Below are 16,646 nucleotides of genomic sequence, written 5' to 3'. Positions count from 1 at the left end.
GTCATCGCCGGGCCGCCAGGGTCTCCAGGGCGATTCGGTCCAGCTTTCCCGACGCCGTCCGCGGGAGGCCGTCCACGAAATGGATCTCGTCGGGACGCAGGAGCGGCGGCAGTGCCCGCCTGCACACCTCACGCAGGCGGGCGAGCACGCTGCCGGAGTCGGCCGCCGGCTCACACTCGGCGAACACCAGCACCCGGTCGCCTCTGGCCCCGCCACCGCCCGCGACCACCGCGACGTCGCTGACGCCGGCGGCGCCGCGCATGACGTCCTCCAGGACCGCCGGGGCGACCGTCTCACCCTGCACGATCAGCACGTTCTTGCTCCGTCCTTCAACGGTGAGGAAGCCGTCGTCGTCGATGTCGCCGAGGTCTCCGGTGCGTAGCCAGCCGTCGCGGGTGAAGGCGTCGCGCTGTATCTTGCCCGTGCTCAGGTCGAGGTGGCCGAGCATGACGCCGGGGCCGCTGACCTCGATCTCACGGGCGGTGACCCGGATCGAGGTCCCCGCGAGCGGGCGGCCCACCGTCCCCTCGCGGTAGTCGTGCGGGGTGTTGATCGCGACGTTCGGGCCTGCCTCGGTCAGCCCGTAGCCGTCGTGCAGGCGTCCACCGGTCTGCCGCTCGAACGTCTCCCGCAGGACCGGCGAAAGGAGGTCTCCCCCGCAGCCTCTGATCCGCACGGACGCCAGGGCGCGGCGTACCCGGTCGTCGCGAGCGGCCTCCCTGCCGAGAATCCGGTACATGGAGGGGATGCCGTCCATGGCGGTGACGTGCTCCTCCGCGATCCGGCGCAGCACGGTGCCGGCTCCGAACGCCCCTTCCACGTAAAGGCGCGCGCCCGCGTGGCGGCAGGCCTGCAGCACGCTCATGCCGTAGGCGTGGTGCAGCGGCAGCGGCAGCATCAGGCGATCGTCCGGCCCGATCCGCAGGTGGTCCGCGGTCGCCCGGCCCTGGTAGGCGATCGAGCGGTGGCTGAGCGCGACCGCGCGGGGTTCGCCCGTGCTGCCGGACGTGAAGAGCACCAGCGCGATGTCGGCATCGAGCGGGGCCGGAGGCCACGAGGGTGAGCGCCGAACGGTTCCGTCGGTGCGTACCTCGGCCCATGCGGGCGGCTTGACGGCCGACCAACCGGAGGTCAGCGCCAGCGGCGCCCCGAGATTCCCGGCCGCGAACGTCGCCACGACGATCGGCAAGGGGGCGGGATCCGACAGGATCACCAGGCGCCCCGGTCCGGCTCCGCACGCCTGCAGCTCCGCCGTCAGGCGGTCGACGGCCCTGCCGAGCACCGGGGGTGGCAGCTCGGCGCCGTCGATGGTCAGGCTCGGCAGCAGGTCAGGCATGGTGACCGCCGGTGGCTGTCAGTGCGGCGGGCGGCAGAGGCTCATCCGGCACCTGGACGGTGATCAGTGCCAGCCGGCCCGCCTTGTTGGCCTGGCGGCTCGCGTCGAGCGCGGCCTTCAGCTCGCCCATGGTGGCGGGCGCGAAACTCACCCCGCCGAGACCGTCGACCATCTGGGGGACGTGGGTGCCGGCGGGAAAGACGGTGATGCCCGCGGCCGAGCCGCCACGGAGCAGGCGCGGCCAGCCGAACCCCCGGTTGTCCAGCATCACGACGGTGATACCGCGGCGACGCTCGGCGATGGTGGGAAGGGCGGCGGCGCTCATCTCCGCGGCGCCGTCCCCGCAGATGAGCAGGACCGGCCTGTCCGGCGCGGCCTCCGCGGCGCCGAGGGCGGCGCCCAGCCCGAAACCGACCATCGTCTGCTCGCCGGGGGCCACGATGGTGTGATTCGCGCCGGCCGTCAGGATCGGATAGTGATACCCCCACATGTCGTGCAAGCCGTTCTCCTGAACGATGATGGCGTCGTCCCCGGCGGCGGCGACGGCGGCCCTGATCACGCTGGGAGTCGCCAGCCGGTCCTCGTGCCGAACGGCCAGGGCGTCCAGCTCGCTCTTGACCTGCGCGATCCGGGCCTCGCGCGGCCGGCGGTCAGGCGGGCGCCCGGCGCTCAGCGCTTCGACCAGCGCCGCCAGCGTCAGTGCCGCGTCGCCGAGCAGGAAGGCTTCGGGTTCGAGACTTTCCAGGTACGCCGCCGGATCGCAGTCGAGCTGGATCAGTCGCGGCGGGACGGACCAGCCCGTGGTGGCGGTCTCCTCCAGCCGGGACCCGATCGACACGACCATGTCGGCCTCCGCGAGCAACCCCTGGACGCCGGGCCCGGCGTAAAGCCCCGCCAGGCCGCACGCCAGCCGATGCCGTTCGTCCACCGTGCCGCGCCCGCTCGCGGTGGTGAGCATGGGCGCCGCCAGGAGTTCGGCGAGCCGGGTGACCAACGAGCCTGCGCCGGCGCGCCTGGCACCGCCTCCGGCCAGCAGGACGGGCAGAGCCGCCTCGCGTAACAGCACGGCAGCGCGTTCGACGTCCGGACGCTGGGCGACGGCGCGGAGCTCGGGCAAGCCCCTCATCACCGGCGGCTCGGCCCACGCGGACGGTTCTCTGAGCACCTCGTCGGCGATCTCCACGAGAGTCACGCCAGGCCGGCCCGTTCCGGCGAGGTGGACCGCCCGGCGTAACGTCCAGACGAGCTGGTCGGCCCGCTCGACGGTGTGGCTCCACTTGACGACAGGCCCGGCCATGGTCCGCTGGTCGACGTACTGGAAGCCGCCTCTGCCCACGCGGCCGGCCGGGATCCGGGTGGTGACGACGACCACGGGGCTGCCCAGCGAGGCGGCCTCCAGCAGGCCGGTGAGGGCGTTGGTGAAGCTGGGCCCCGAATTCAGCGCGACGACGGCCGGACGGCCTGAGACGTGCGCGTAGCCGATCGCCGCACAGGCCGCCACGCGCTGGTCCCGTACCGGGATCGCCCGCAGCTCGCCGGCCTCGGCAGCCGCATCGAGCAGGCCGGGCTCATCGGAGGGCAGGCCCGTGACCATGCCGCAGCCGGCGGCCGCGAGAACTCGGGCGATGAACCGCCACCAGGAGAAGGAGCCGCTCATGATGCCTCCGGTGGCGCGTGGCGAGCGTGGTCGCAGGCCGCGGACGGGCGCGCGGCTTCGGCCCGCTGGCGACTCGTCCACAGGGTGGCCGCGACCGCTCCGAAGTCCGGCGGCTCGACACCGGTGACCTCGCAGATCAGCACGGTGTCGGCGTGGCCCAGCGCGAGCGTCGCACGCGCCCAGGCCAGCGCCTGCGCCTGCGCGTCGTGATCGGAGGTGATCAGGTGGCTTGGCCCGGCCCAGCCGGTCATCGCGATGAACGCCTGGAGGATTCCGCTCGGTTCCAGCGCGGTCGAGTCGACCGGAGCCATGCGGATGCCCGGATCGTCGTGGCGGGCGACGAACCTGTTCCCGCCGAAGGCGCTGTACCCGCCGGCCGCGACGACGATCGGAAGGTCCGGCGGCGCGTCATCGGGGCGTGCCCGGTCCAGGGCGCAGGCCACCGCGTAGCTCGCCTCCGCCTGCGCCAGCCCGCGCTCCAGCCGCCGGGGCAGCCGGAACGCCTCCCGCACGCAGTCGCCGCCGGTCGGCGCGTGGCTGGGTGGCGACAGATAGGTCATCGCAGGCTCATTTCGGCTGACAGCAGCAGCGGCCGGCCGGCCGTCACGCCGCGGAAGCGCACGCTGCCTCCGGCGACGCCGTAGCCGCCGAAGGGCTGATTCCCGTCCTCCATGTCGAAGGTGCTGGCTCCGGCGACGACGGTGCAGGTTCCGGCGCGGTTCCCGCTGAAGTGCGGCTCGCCGAAGACCGACAGGTACATGCCGCGCTCCAGTTCGACGCGCGTGTTGAGCCACTGTTCCAGCGCCGCCCCGTCTGGATAGCCCATGATCAGGACTATGGGGGCGAAGAGTTCCGGTGGGTGGAAGCCGGGGGTCCAGGGAAAGACGACGAGCGTGGGTTCGACGAGGTTCGCGCTCGTTTGGACGTGCCCTCCATGGCGTACGAAGCTTGTGTACCGGCGCAGGAAGGCTTCCGCTCCGGCCGCGGCGTCCGGGTAGACCAGGGCGGCCACGTCGGTGCTGGGCGACTTGCGCTCGCCGACGTTCAGCGCCGCGACCGCCGCCTCGACGCGGCCGGTGATCTCAGCGAGCACCCGGTCGTGCACGAAGACGATGTCGGGCGACAGACAGTCCTGGCCGGAGTTGTACATCCTGGCCCTGACGATGGCGCGAACCGCGACGTCCAGATCGGCCTCCGGCCCGACGACGATCGGGTTCGGCCCGGAGCCGAAGGACAACATGACCACGTCGCCGGGGAGGTCGGCGGCCAGGCGTCCGGCGTTCTCCGGCCGCCCGCTGAACAGGGTGACATCGCCCGTGGCGCACTCCGCCGCGAACTCGCGCTGTGAGGCCTTCCTCATCACGATGCGCAGGCCGAGCTCTTTCAGCCGCGGCCGCAGGATTTCGTGCACGGCCAACGATGCGGCCGCCACCCGGGTCGAGGGACGCAGGGACACCTGTGCCGAGTACAAGGCGGGGATGATGCCGTGCAGGACGTAGGAGTACAGCAGGTTGTTGGAGGGCAGGAAGGCCGAGACCTTCGCGAGGCTGCGCGGGTTGTAGCGGCGTAACTCCCAGGCGGCTCCGGAGATGGAACGCAGGGAGCGGTAGATCTCGTCCTCCGCCGCCTGGTACGTCGCGACCTGCGTGAGAACCCTGAGCAGGTCATGTCGCCTGTCCAGGACGGCTTCCACGAGGTCGGTCAGGGGCAGTCCATGGCTGGTTTCGACAGGTAGGTCCAGGTCGTGTGGCTCGAAAGCGACATCGTGCAGCTTGTTGCTCAATCCATACTCTCCGGGAATGAGGGACCGGTGATGGCGGGCTGGTGCGACCTGGCCGTGGCTACCAGGCGCTTTCGGTCGCGGCGGCGTGCGTCGATCGGGGCCTTATCGGCCGGCCGGTCGCCATACCCGGTAGCGGTGGCCGAGACGGAAATCGAGGTGGCCGTGAAACTTGGCGATCGCCTCGAGAATCGCCAGTCCGATCAGCCACAGCCACGACCGGCTGTCCCGGCAGACGATGACGGCGACCGCCGCGACGATGTTGCGCAAGCGGGCGGTCGCAGGACGATACCGGAGGAGCGAATAGGCGTTCGCGTGCTGGCAGGCGATACGCCGCCGCTGACCGTAGAGTCCGGCCAGCCGCCTCGGCGGATGGTTGTAGACCGTCGCCCCCGTGACATATGCCAGCGTTCCTCCGCAGCTGACGACCAGCGACTCCATGAGCACCTCATCGCAGTGCACTCCGGGCGGTAACCGTTCGGGGAGCATCGAGCGGCGCAGGGCCACCGTCTCGCCCAGCTTCGGAGCGATCCGGGCCACCTCGTGATGCAGATGCCAGAGCATCTTGTGCAGCATCGCCGTGACAGTCCGCTTTCCCACGCGACTGACCACTTTGGCGCCGGTCATCGCACACCGGGAATCAGCCTGTATCGGGTGGACCAGCCTTTCGACGAGGTGCGGCTCAGGAATGACGTCACCTCCGGACACGATGACGACCTCGGACCGGGCCACGGCCAGAAAAGCGTTGATGGCCGCCACTTTTCCTTCGCGCCGTTCGCGTTCCAGGACACGTACGCGGACGTCGGCCCGTGCTACCTTCTTGACGATGTCGAGTGTTCTGTCGGTGCAGGCGCAGCAGACGACGATGACTTCCGCTATTTCACTGGTCTCCGTACGCTGGCCGAGGAAGGCATCGATGACCTCGCCGATCGTGCCCTCTTCATTGTGGGCAAAAATTCCGACACTCACTCGCACGCTACGTCCCACCTTTTCGTTCCTCGGCGACTCGTCTTTCTTGAACGGCGGGCCGCCGGTACGCTACCGTCGGCACCCGCAATCGAAGCGCCCTTCTTACGCCAGAGGACATTCATGCGATCGGACCACTCGTTCACCATGGCCAGCTGCAATGTGCACGGCGGCTACGACAGAAACGGCAAACCGTTCGATCTGATTCAGATGTGCCGCTCATTGAAGGCGGACGTCATCGCGCTGCAGGAGACCTGGACGCCGGACGGCGGCGACGATCCCATCGCGGCCGCGGCCGCGAGCCTGGGCGTCGAAGCCGCAGGTCACGACCTGATGCACACCACTCTGCACGACCTTGGAATCTCAGGGGCCGAACCCCATCAGGGCGGCCGATGGGGCCTTTCCCTGCTTACCAGCTGGCCGATGGAGAGCAAGGAGATCATCGTTCTGGGCAGAGCTCCCAGAGACGCGGCGGTGCGGGTCGCCCAGGTAATCGTCGTCTCCTTGCCGACGGGCAGGCCTCTTCGAATCGTCAACACCCACTTAACGTATAGAGTGCCATTCAGCGTCCCCCAGCTATTGCGCTTGGCGCGGCGACTCAAGCCATCCAGCATTCCCACGCTGATCGTCGGCGACCTCAATATGTTCTGGCCGTCCACAATGGTCGCCGTCGGCTATCGGCGCGCTCTTCGCGGTGCTACCTGGCCGGCGCACCGACCGGCCGTCCAGCTGGATCACATGCTCATCGACAGAAATATCTCAAGCTTGCGCGGCGAGGTTCTGAACATCGCCGGCTCGGATCATCTGCCGATTCGGGCGGAGCTCAGCTGCTGATCTGAATGCATTTGTCTGACCGTCCATATCGCCTCGATCATTCGCCGGCCACAATTCGTTGTCTGGAGACTATGTGGTGACGACGCAATCCTTCTATACTTCCGCTATACGCATTCCGAATTGCGCGACCGGCCGGAGCGGCGGTGGGCGCAGTGAGATCGCGTCGGCGTGCCACGGGTGGGACTCGAACGCCGCGACCTCCTCCCCCGGCATCGGCCCGCCCTGGGCGCCCAGCGAGCCCACAGACACCGGGCTCAGCGTGTCGTGGTATGCCGGGCCCACCGCCACCAGATACCGCTTGGCGGCCACGTGCTGCTCGATCGCCCAGGCGGAGCGGGCGGTCAGGCGGTCGCGGGCGTAGGCGGCGCCCGCCTGCTCGTGCGGCATACCGCGGTGCCGCTCGGCAACGGGGCGGGCCGACCGTTGGTGGCACGCTCGGCGCTGCGCGTCCGAGAGGGGCGACTGGTACCTCGCAGCGTTCGAGCGGCACCTGCGACGTCAGTGTGAACATGACGTGCTGAGTGGCGCCGCCCGCGATGGGGAGTTACCGGGTATGGATGGAACCATGATCTTTTTGAGGCGGACAGTCCACGTGGCCGTGCTCACCTTCCTGGTTCTCCCGATCATCGCCATCCCGCAGGCGGCGTCGGCCGACACCCTCAAGCGGCCGCAGGCCGAAGCCGGTGCCGCGCTCGCCCGGCGGATGTTGTCTCAGTTGAAGGTCGCCAAGGCGTTATCGATCCGCGGCTATGCCCGCGAGCGTTTCCTACCCCGATGGGCGCGCCACAGGGGTAAGTGCGACACCCGGGAGACGGTGCTGGCTCGCGACGGGCGACGCGTGCGCAAGAACGCCGCGTGCCACCCCAGCAAAGGCCTCTGGTACAGCCCGTACGACGGCAAATGGCTGAAGAGCGAGAGGCATGTGGACGTCGACCACGTCGTGCCGCTGTCGTACGCCTGGCGTTCCGGCGCCAGCAGATGGAGCCAGGCACGCAGGCGTGCCTTCGCCAACGACCTCACCCGACCCGAACTGATCGTCGTCAGCCACTCCGCCAACATCGCCAAGGGTGGCCAGGGACCGCAGAGCTGGCGTCCGGCGCGCCGCGCCTACTGGTGCCGCTACGCGACCTCATGGATCACCGTGAAGCACCACTACAAGCTCTTCGTGACAAGAAAGGAGAAAAAGGCCCTGCTCAACATGCTCCGCACCTGCCGGGGCCGCTGACAGATCGCCCATGACCTGGCGCCGGCATGGGACTCCGGCGCGGTGAACGCCGCCCTCATGGGCTCGGCCAGGCTCAACCCCACCATCAACGTGTACAGGCAGGGCGCGGGCCGGGTGGACGCCGCTCGCGCGACGCTCCAGAACGTGACCGCCGAGCCCGTCGGCATCGGCTTCCCGCGACAGGAGTGGCCGCACGGCGACGACAAGGCGGTCACCAGGAAACTGGTCTACCGCAACCACTCCGACACGCCGCTCACCCTCACGCTCGACCTCCGCGCGGGCGCGGCGTTGACGGTGTCGCCCGACACGATCGTCGTCCCCGCGGGCGGCACGGCGGAGGCCGCCGTCACCGCCGACACCAGTCCCGGCGGGCCCGACGGCTTCCTCGGCGGGTACGTCGTGGCCTCCAGCGCCGACGGCGTCAGCGTGAGCACCCCTGTGGCGGTGGAGAAGGAGGTCGAGAGCTACAACCTGACGATCAGGCACACGGACCGGGCGGGCGAGCCCACCGGCTACTTCGAGGCGGCCATCGTCCGGCTGGACGCCGAGGTGCCGCCGATCGTGTTGTTCGGCGGCGAGGAGATGACCACGCTGCGGCTGCCCAAGGGCAGGTGGATGTTCGACACGTCGGTGCTGAGCGAGGACGGCGTCACCCTGCTCGTCCACCCGGAGCTGCGACTGGACGCCGACCAGACGGTGAACGCCGACGCCCGGCTCGGCCGGCCGCTCGACATCACCGCGCCCAGCGCCGACGCGAAGCTGGAACTCGGCCAGGTCGTCTACCAGTGGCGCGGGCCTGACGGCACGCTGAAGAACCGTGGGTGGGTCGGCAGCCGGTTCGATCGCATGTTCACGGCACAGCTCGGGCCCGACCGCGACTACGAGGGGCTGCTGACCATGGTGGCGGCTCACTGGGCGGGAGCCGACACGTACCGGATGGCATGGTTCGAGCGCGGCAGGGTCGTGACGGGGTTCCGGCGTGACACGACGCGGGAGCCGCTGGCCACCATACGCACCGACTACGCGCGCCACCTGCCGGACGCGAACGCCAGCGCGGCGAGCCGGGCCTGGCCGCGCGACGGGAAGATCGCGGCCTGGCTGGCTCGCGACCCCATCGTCACCCCCTCGGAGAGGAACTTCCCAGCCCCGTCCTCTTGGCCGTCCGCTTCGGGAGGGGAGCGCCTTCATGTCCACCCCGGAAGACGTCGTCCGGGTCTGACATCCAGTGGCCCCGCCCATCCCCCGGCCACGACGCCGCGCGACTTTGCCGACCCCCCGGAACATCTGAACACGCGACAGTTGATTACGCGAGGTCACCGATTCCCTCTCCCCCGCTGACGGTCATCACCGTCGGCACCATCCGCCTGGAGGTGGCACACCAGCCGGATGGTGCCGAATCGGGCATGCCAGGCGCGTCAGGAAACCATCACGGGAATTGGCACTGCGCGGGGTCTGGGCCGCTAACGCCGACGTAGCACAGCCTGGTTCCGAGGTATTTGTAGACCACCCCGTTGAAGTTATAGAAGTGCACGCTGATGGTACCCTTCCAGAAATAGCCCCCGACTACCCTGCACCGCCAAATATCGGGGTTCCCCCAGATATCTATCATCGGCGTCTTGACGTAATCGTTGTTCTGATTGTAGCCCTCGACTTCGAAGTCGGTGATGTCGGGATGTCCCGGTCCTATGCACACCTCGACGATCATCCCGTTTGTTCCGCGGGCTTCCGGAGGTTGTGGCGAGGCGGTTCCTGGGGTGGGCGGCGCTGCCGCCATCGCGGGTCCGGTACTGAGTGGCGTCAGGAGTAGTGCGCCGAGTAAGGCCAGAGCGATGGTGATTATTCGGCCGTCGCGTTTCGGGACGAGACGTTGCATGAGCATCCCCATTCTGTAGGTGCCCGGCGCCATGCCATGACCGCTCCGCGGAATTCGATTGGCCGACGTCGGAGCGTTGCCATGCTCCCGACTCCGGGAACGACTGAGAGCGTAGATCGATGTCAGTGGATGAAAAGTGAATGCGGATTGCATGGGACGGTGCCGAGCGGCCCAAGGCCTGGACGGCTGTGCCACGCCGGTGCCAGCAAGTCCGCGGCCTGGAAACGTGATCACTCCCGCTTGGCGCGCTCATCGGCCGGCCAGCCCTCCGCCCTCGCCGTACCTCATGCATCGGGCATGGCCGACCCGTCACCACCCGTAGCGCTGCAACACCGGCCTTTCAAAACTCAACAGCACGTCGAACCGGCAGACGGTAACACTTTGTCCACTGACATCGATCTACGCTCTCAGTCGTTCCCGGAGTCGGGAGCATGGCAACGCTCCGGCGCCAACCAATCCATTTCCGCGATGCGGTCATGGCATGGCGCCGGGAAATTACAGAATGGAGATGCTCATGCAACGTCTCGTCCCGAAACACGGCGGCCGAATAATCACCATCGCCCTAACATTACTCGGCGCACTACTCCTGACGCCACTCAGCACCGGACCCGCGATGGCGGCAGCGCCGTCCACCCCAGGAACCACCTCACCGCAACCCCCGGAAACCCGCGGAATAAACGGGATGATCGCTGAGATATGCATATTGCCCGGACATCCCGACATCACCGACTTCGAAGTCGAGGGCTACAACCAGGACGGTAACTACGCCAAGACCCCGATAGTAGATATCTCAGGGGACACCACCCGCACGCGTTGCGTCGTAGTCGGCGGCTATTGGTGGAAGGGCACCATCAACGTGCTCTTCTATAACTACAACGGGACGTTTTTCAAATACCTCGGAACCAGGAGCTGCGGCGTCGGCTACATCGGCGCAGACCCCGCGCAGTGCCGATTCCCGTGATGGTTTCCTGACGCGCCTACCATACCCAATCCGGCACCATCCGCCTGGTCTGCTACCTCCAGGCGGATGGTACCGACGGTGATGACCGTCAACGGGGGCTGAGGGAACCGGTGACCTCGCGTAATCCGCTGTCGCGTGCTCAGGTGTTCTCGGGTCGGCAAGGTCGCGCGGTGTCGTGGTCGGCGGATGGGTGGGGCCGCTGGAAGTCAGACCCGGACGGCGTCTTCCAGCGGACGTGAAGGTGTCCTTGAACGCTCCCCTCCGGAGCGGACGACCAAGAGGACGGGGTCGGGACGTCCCTCGCCGCGGGCCGAGGCGATCGCCCATACCTGCTCGATCCCGGCCTGGCGCCGCCGGCCGGACCCGTCGTCCCCGTCGAACAACGCGCCCGTGGCACCGAGCGCCCGGGCCACCCTCGCCTCCGGGACGGGGAAGCGGGGATGCGGCCGCTGCCCGCGATCAAAACGCCACCCTGCTTCCTGCCCGCGAGCGCGTGCTGGGTGCCGACCACCCCAGACCGGTGGCTACGCGTAAAGCGCTCGCGGACATCGGCGGTCAAGGGCGACTGCGCGGGGAGCCGGGACCGTAGTCGAAGATACGCTCGATCACCGCGGCGTACTCGGCGGTGCCTGCGCGGAGGTAACGGGCGGAGGTGCCGAGCAGGGCTTGGACCTGGGCGGGGGGCAACTGGTAGAGAGCATTGTTCGAACTCTGCGAGTGCCTCAGCCTGATGAACGGACCGAACTGACGCCTATTCTCGTTGCGTCTGACCCAGCATCTCGTCGTCGCACGCAACTGAACCGAGTGCCTCATCGACTCGCCTGGTGCAACCGACGTGATGTCATCGCAGGTCACGAGCCGAGAGCTCTGAGCGACTTCTCGCTCTACGCCGCCAGGGCCCCACGCTGGACCGCAGGCAGCCGCCATTCGCGGATCTTGCCGAGTGGTGCGCTCGATCCGCTGCGGAGTTCACGACTGGGTTGACAACTGTGCCCGCCGCAAGGACGCGTTCCAGTTGCCACCATCGGCGTGAGGCCGCGGTCTGGAAGCGTAATCGATCCCGCCTGGCGCGCTCATCGGCCGGCCAGCCCTCCGCCCTCGCCGTACCTCATGCATCGGGCATGGCCGACCCGTCACCACCCGTAGCGCTGCAACACCGGCCTTTCAAAACTCAACAGCACGTCGAACCGGCAGACGGTAACACTTTGTCCACTGACATCGATCTACGCTCTCAGTCGTTCCCGGAGTCGGGAGCATGGCAACGCTCCGACGCCGGCCAATCAAATTCCGCGGGGCAGTCATGGCGTGGCGTCGGACACCTACAGAATGGGGATGCTCATGCAACGTCTCGTCCCGAAACACGGCGGCCGAATAATCACCGTCGCTCTAGCGTTACTCGGCGCACTGCTCCTGACGCCACTCAGCGCCGGACCTGCGATGGCGGCAGCGCCGTCCACCCCAGGAACCACCTCACCGCAACCCCCGGAAGCCCGCGGAACGAACGGGATGATCGCCGAGGTGTGCGTGGGCCCGGGGCATCGTGACATCACCGACTTCGAGATCGAGGGCATCAACCAGGACAACAACTACGCCAAGACGCCGATGGTAGAGCTCGGGGGAAACTACGATTCTTGGCGTTGCAGGGTAGTCGGGGGCTATTGGTGGAAGGGCGTCATCAACGTGCTCTTCTACCACTACAACGCAGGAAATTATGTATTGCTCGGAAGTGGAAAATGCAACGTCGGCTACAGCGGCGTAGACCCCGCGCAGTGTCAATTCCCGTGACGGTTTCCTGACGCGCCTACCACGCCCGATCCGGCACCATCCGCCCTGTCTGCCATCTCCAGGTGGATGGTGCCGACGGTGATGGGCGCCCTCGCGGGATCATCCCGTCGTGAGAAGGCCAGGTGACATTGTTGATCAGCCGGCACCGAGCTGATCCTGTGGTCCAGCCGCCGTGAACGGACTTCGCCACCGATCTTCTTGAGGGCGCCCTTGCTGATCGCGGGCTGGAACGACAATGAGTCTTCGCCATCTTCGAACATGCAGGGCGGAGGCTCTGGCGTGGCGTTCGCTCGGGATACTCATGCTGAGCTCGGGCGGGTGTCTGCGGTCTTGATCATCCGTCATGTCATCGGTCGAGGCTGTCACATGTGGGTCATTGAACCCAACCCAGCCAGCCGGGTTGTTAATGTCAAACAGCCGCTCGCGGCGGCGCGGCCCGAAGGGCACATCAGCCCCCAGCGTCATCTCCCGGTGCGATACGCTCTCGCGGCCCACGGCCGGCGACGGCGTCCACGAGGGTCGCAGCCAGGTCTCCGTTGTATGTAGTGTGCGGCAATGACAAGAAGTGAGCGGCTCGCGGACCAACTGGACCGGCACTGGCACAAGAACCTACGGCCGCGGCTGGACGGGCTTACCGATGAGGAGTACTTCTGGGAGCCGGTGCGCGGCTGCTGGAGCATCCGCCCACGTGGCACGTCGGCCGCACCGATGTCGGAAGGTTCGGGGGAATGGACGATGGACTCCGCGTCCCCTGACCCGGTGCCGGCACCGGTGACCACGATTGCTTGGCGGTTGGCGCACATCATCGTCTCGTGCTTGGGCTATCGGGTCGGATGGCACTTCGGCGGCCAGGACGTCGAGACATTCGCCTACGCGGGGACCGCTGACGAGGCGCTGAAACAGCTCGATGACATGTATGGGAGATGGAACGCGGGGGTCCGCGAGCTCTCGGACGCCGACCTGGAGAATCCGCCTGCGGTGGGTCCCGAGCGGTTTCCCATGGAGGGCATCGTCCTGCACGTCAACAGGGAGCTGATCCATCACGGCGCCGAGATTTCCCTGCTGCGCGACCTCTACCGCTGGCAGGACGGAGCGGCACCGCGCCGAATATGACTTTCCGGCAGGCGGCGATCGAGCTTCGGAAACCTACGTGGACTCCGTGACGCTCCGTGGCTGCGAGCTTCAGTGAGGCTGCGCCCTCTTGAAGTAGCTGGTCAGGGTGGTGGCGTGAGGGTCGTTCGGGGTGGTCATGCGGGTGTAGATCATCTGTCAGCGGGCTTCTTCGAGGTTCGTCAGGACGAACAGGGCGCGCAGCAGGCCGGTCGCGCGGGCGGGATCGGTTCGGAGCTTGGTGAGGATCCGCCAGTTCTTCAGATGGGCGAAGCCGTGCTCGACCGGGCGCGTGCGGCGGCGAGCGCCCGGTTCGCTTCCTTTTCGCTGGTGGTGAGCTTGCGGGCGCGGGTGGCCTTGAAGCCGGTGACGACCACGGGGTCATCCGGGTCGTCGTCCAGGCCGAGGAAGCCGAGATCGGCCACGGCGCCGAGGCCGGCGGCGCCGTGGGTGGGACAGGACGCGGTCACGGCGGGCGGCGGTGATGCCGTGAGTGCGGCCGGGCCGAGCCGCGGAGATCCAGATCATCCAGCCCCGTTCGTCGATCAGGGCGAGGACGTGCGGGCCGTGGCGGTGGTGTTTGCCGGAGTAGTTCGGCCGGTTCGCCGTCCCGGTGCGGCGCTGGGTGGGGATCAGGGTGCCGTCGATCGGGACGACCTCGCCGCCCCGCCGGGCGATCTTCTTCAGTGCGCGGTCCAGCCGTGGGGCCTTGGCGGCCAGCAAGGTGATCAGCTCGTCGCGCCAGGGCCGGATGGTGGTGGCGGAGACGTCGTTGCCGCCGGCCATGCCCTTCGTCGTGACTTCCCATAGCGCCGGGGCGCAGAAGGCTGCTAGTCAAGTTCCTTTATCCGGATATTTCGCCATCTGCACGCTGCGCCGTGTCCCCAGCGGGCGTCGCCGAATACGGCGTCGTTGTCGTGCACCTCGAACGCGATGTGGCCTCTGTCGCCGAGGGTGGCGAGCACTGCTTCAGGGTCGTAGTCGGGCGACTCGAGGGTGGCCGTGTTCAGCTCAGCGATCTTGAGCCCGTTGACCCAGGTGGTGATCACGGGTAGGGCGCCGACGGCCCGGATACGCAGCTCGTTCCAGTCGCCCCATCGCCATACGCTCAGGAAGTCCTCGACGTCGGCCGCGTAGCGAAGCCTGCCGATCTTGTCGGGTGTGACGGGCTCTGTGCTGGTGACGGGATCGTCCGCCTGGAGCCCGACGACGTCTCCGTGCGCGTCGCGCCGGGAACGGATCGCGAAGGGGACGGCGGAGAAGCTGGCCAGGCCGTTGCCGAAGAACCCGCCGATGCCGCCGGACTCCCGGTGGTCGAGCAGGACCTGGAAGCCTTCCCAGGTGTCCAGCCGGCGCCGGATCATGATGCCCGTGTCGGCGGGCCAGTCGGGTTTGGCTTCGAGGGAGAGCTCGAAGTCGCCGAACGCGCGGTCGCTGACGAGGTAGCCGCCGTAGCCGCTGCCGGGTTCGTCCTGCCGTCCGACGATTGCGCCGTCCTCAACCGTCCACACGGCGGGGTGCTTCTCCGGCTCGTACGGAGGCTCGACACCGCGCTCAGCCAAGACCTCGTGCACGTGCGGTCCGCCCGGGTAGAGGCTGCCGTACACGCGCGGCGCGGCATGCCAGCCCTTCAGCGTGCTCCCGTCGAAGAGCGGGACGAAGCCGCCGTCGTCGAACACCTCAATCTCCATCGCCGATCTCCCTCCACATTCACTGGTTGCCTAACGCGGCGTCGAACGACGCCTCCGGCAGGTTTCACAGCAGCGACCGGACGTACCCGACTCCGGCCACGGCGACATCCCCTGGGAGGATGCCTTCCGGCGATCGGCTACGACGGGCCCATCTCGATCGAGTGGGAGGACACCGGCTGCACGACGCTGCCGACGTCGAGAGGTGGTCGCCCGATTCGGCGATCGCCAGCCCGTCATGGCCCATCCCGCGGCGCGGCGGGTGAGCTCCTCGAACGGCACGTCCGCCCGCCGCCCGGTGAACAGGCCGCGCTTCGACATTCGTGTTGTCGTGCCGATCGGCGTCCAAGCGGCGGAGGCGGGGCTGCGCAACAGCGCGTCGGAGCCCGGCTTCGACGGCGTGCAGGACCGTTCCGAGGCGGACCCGACCGCGCCGACATCGCGGGCGGCCCGCAGGTGGGCAGCCGCGATCTGCCCGGTCCCGCTGATCGCGACCCGCAACGGCTCCATGCCGGCCGTCATACGGCACCGCCGGCGAAGTAGGGGTGCCGATGCAGGAACGACAGGGACGCGGCGCTGCTCTCAACGGGGGTCGGAAGGTTGGGAACGTCCACTTCGATGACGAACCAGCCGTCGAAACCATCGGGGAGCGCGGTGAGGACGGCGTCGAAGTCGATCACGCCACGGCCCGGTTCGATCCACACCTTGGACCGGCCGGTGGCGGTCATGTAGTCCTCGTCGCGCTCCCGGGCCCCGGCGGCGGCGGTCGCGTCGACGTCCTTGAGGTGGACGTTCAGGACCCGGTCGGCGTAGTCGGCGATGACCTTCTCCGGGATGGCGCCGGCCCAGCGCAGATGGCCGGTGTCGGGACCGAACCACAGCGCGCTGCCCGCGGTGGCGTCCAGTACGGCCCGTACCTCTTCCTCGACCTCCACGGTGGAGCCGACGTGCGGGTGCAGCCCGTACCGGACGCCCTCGGCGGCGGCGGCCTCCGCGGCCGCTGCGAGCCCCTCGGCGATCACGAGGTTGCGGTCGGCGTCCGGCGCGAGCCCGACGGCGGGGTGCGCGATGCGGTCGGGGATCAGGTCGGCGGCGATGAAGGCGCTGTCGACACCGAGCTCCAGGTGCGCGTGCGCGTGCCGCCTGATGTCCTCGACAGCCTGGGCATGCCGTTGCCGGTCGTGGAACGGTGCGGAGAAGTACCCCGGCGCCGCGGCGAGCGAATGCTCCGACAGCAGGGCCCCATACTCCGCGGGGGTCATGTCCGCAGGAAGTTCGATGGTGAGATGGGTGAACCCGACCTGGGAGAGGGCGGTCATCGCCTCATGAAGGATGCCGCGGTCGAGGCGGTAGACGCCGTCGCCGAGGATCCACGGCAGCGGGTTGATCGCGGTTCGGTGCTTCAGGGTGGTACTCACGGGGTTCTCCTTG

Annotated in this window: 17 protein-coding genes; 6 read left to right on the top strand and 11 right to left on the bottom strand. The window is 68.2% G+C overall.

Annotation, left to right across the window (positions count from 1 at the left end; all coding sequences use genetic code 11):
- Position 1: 1 nt before the first annotated feature.
- From ABZS69_RS61030 to ABZS69_RS61010, 5 genes are all read right to left on the bottom strand, one after another.
- Complete coding sequence (locus tag ABZS69_RS61030; protein ID WP_355392290.1) at positions 2–1,336, bottom strand: AMP-binding protein; 1,335 nt, start codon at positions 1,334–1,336, stop codon at positions 2–4.
- On the bottom strand, positions 1,329–2,993 hold the full coding sequence (locus tag ABZS69_RS61025) for a thiamine pyrophosphate-binding protein (RefSeq protein WP_355392287.1): 1,665 nt from the start codon (positions 2,991–2,993) through the stop codon (positions 1,329–1,331). Before ABZS69_RS61025 ends, ABZS69_RS61030 begins: the two co-directional genes overlap by 8 nt.
- Positions 2,990–3,553 (bottom strand): hypothetical protein, encoded by a 564-nt coding sequence (locus ABZS69_RS61020; RefSeq protein ID WP_355392284.1) that lies wholly within the window; start codon positions 3,551–3,553, stop codon positions 2,990–2,992. The genes ABZS69_RS61025 and ABZS69_RS61020 overlap by 4 nt, the downstream gene beginning before the upstream one ends.
- On the bottom strand, positions 3,550–4,776 hold the full coding sequence (locus ABZS69_RS61015; protein ID WP_355392281.1) for an aldehyde dehydrogenase family protein: 1,227 nt from the start codon (positions 4,774–4,776) through the stop codon (positions 3,550–3,552). Before ABZS69_RS61015 ends, ABZS69_RS61020 begins: the two co-directional genes overlap by 4 nt.
- A 102-nt stretch (positions 4,777–4,878) precedes the next feature.
- Positions 4,879–5,748, bottom strand: coding sequence for a glycosyltransferase (locus tag ABZS69_RS61010; protein ID WP_355392278.1), 870 nt, complete (start codon positions 5,746–5,748; stop codon positions 4,879–4,881).
- Between the two features lie 114 nt (positions 5,749–5,862).
- Between ABZS69_RS61010 and ABZS69_RS61005 the strand changes: the two genes are divergently transcribed.
- The gene (locus tag ABZS69_RS61005; protein WP_355392275.1) at positions 5,863–6,573 is read left to right on the top strand and encodes an endonuclease/exonuclease/phosphatase family protein; all 711 of its coding nucleotides are present in this window, start codon (positions 5,863–5,865) and stop codon (positions 6,571–6,573) included.
- A gap of 93 nt (positions 6,574–6,666) precedes the next feature.
- On the opposite strand, the gene ABZS69_RS61000 is transcribed toward ABZS69_RS61005, so the two are convergent.
- The gene (locus ABZS69_RS61000; RefSeq protein ID WP_355392272.1) at positions 6,667–6,960 is read right to left on the bottom strand and encodes a hypothetical protein; all 294 of its coding nucleotides are present in this window, start codon (positions 6,958–6,960) and stop codon (positions 6,667–6,669) included.
- 166 nt (positions 6,961–7,126) lie between these two features.
- On the opposite strand from ABZS69_RS61000, the gene ABZS69_RS60995 reads away from it, so the two are divergent.
- Entirely contained in the window at positions 7,127–7,798 is a 672-nt protein-coding gene (locus ABZS69_RS60995; protein WP_355392269.1) for an HNH endonuclease family protein, read from the top strand.
- A 42-nt stretch (positions 7,799–7,840) separates the two neighbouring features.
- The gene (locus ABZS69_RS60990) at positions 7,841–9,136 is read left to right on the top strand and encodes a hypothetical protein (protein WP_355392266.1); all 1,296 of its coding nucleotides are present in this window, start codon (positions 7,841–7,843) and stop codon (positions 9,134–9,136) included.
- Between the two features lie 88 nt (positions 9,137–9,224).
- On the opposite strand, the gene ABZS69_RS60985 is transcribed toward ABZS69_RS60990, so the two are convergent.
- Positions 9,225–9,503, bottom strand: a complete 279-nt coding sequence (locus tag ABZS69_RS60985; RefSeq protein ID WP_355392263.1) for a hypothetical protein — start codon at positions 9,501–9,503, stop codon at positions 9,225–9,227.
- A gap of 682 nt (positions 9,504–10,185) precedes the next feature.
- Here ABZS69_RS60985 and ABZS69_RS60980 point away from each other — a divergent pair.
- The 3 genes from ABZS69_RS60980 to ABZS69_RS60970 all read left to right on the top strand — a co-directional run bounded on the left by ABZS69_RS60980 (position 10,186) and on the right by ABZS69_RS60970 (position 13,530).
- On the top strand, positions 10,186–10,632 hold the full coding sequence (locus tag ABZS69_RS60980; RefSeq protein ID WP_355392260.1) for a hypothetical protein: 447 nt from the start codon (positions 10,186–10,188) through the stop codon (positions 10,630–10,632).
- A 1,338-nt stretch (positions 10,633–11,970) separates the two neighbouring features.
- Positions 11,971–12,417: a hypothetical protein gene (locus ABZS69_RS60975; RefSeq protein ID WP_355392258.1), complete on the top strand. Its 447-nt coding sequence runs from the start codon at positions 11,971–11,973 to the stop codon at positions 12,415–12,417.
- A 555-nt stretch (positions 12,418–12,972) separates the two neighbouring features.
- Complete coding sequence (locus ABZS69_RS60970) at positions 12,973–13,530, top strand: DinB family protein (protein ID WP_355392255.1); 558 nt, start codon at positions 12,973–12,975, stop codon at positions 13,528–13,530.
- A gap of 257 nt (positions 13,531–13,787) precedes the next feature.
- Here ABZS69_RS60970 and ABZS69_RS60965 read toward each other — a convergent pair whose 3' ends face one another.
- From ABZS69_RS60965 to ABZS69_RS60950, 4 genes are all read right to left on the bottom strand, one after another.
- The gene (locus tag ABZS69_RS60965) at positions 13,788–13,952 is read right to left on the bottom strand and encodes a hypothetical protein (protein ID WP_355392252.1); all 165 of its coding nucleotides are present in this window, start codon (positions 13,950–13,952) and stop codon (positions 13,788–13,790) included.
- Positions 13,909–14,313, bottom strand: coding sequence for a transposase family protein (locus tag ABZS69_RS60960; protein ID WP_355392249.1), 405 nt, complete (start codon positions 14,311–14,313; stop codon positions 13,909–13,911). Before ABZS69_RS60960 ends, ABZS69_RS60965 begins: the two co-directional genes overlap by 44 nt.
- Positions 14,314–14,357: 44 nt before the next feature.
- A complete protein-coding gene (locus tag ABZS69_RS60955; protein ID WP_355392246.1) occupies positions 14,358–15,218 on the bottom strand; it encodes a DUF1080 domain-containing protein in 861 nt (286 codons plus the stop codon).
- A 515-nt stretch (positions 15,219–15,733) separates the two neighbouring features.
- Positions 15,734–16,633 (bottom strand): sugar phosphate isomerase/epimerase, encoded by a 900-nt coding sequence (locus tag ABZS69_RS60950; RefSeq protein WP_355392243.1) that lies wholly within the window; start codon positions 16,631–16,633, stop codon positions 15,734–15,736.
- Positions 16,634–16,646: the final 13 nt, after the last annotated feature.

This window comes from Nonomuraea sp. NPDC005650 (genome assembly GCF_040605375.1).
Taxonomy (GTDB): domain Bacteria; phylum Actinomycetota; class Actinomycetes; order Streptosporangiales; family Streptosporangiaceae; genus Nonomuraea.
The sequence above is the reverse complement of the archived record's forward strand: the minus strand, read 5'-3'. Positions and strand labels throughout refer to the sequence as shown.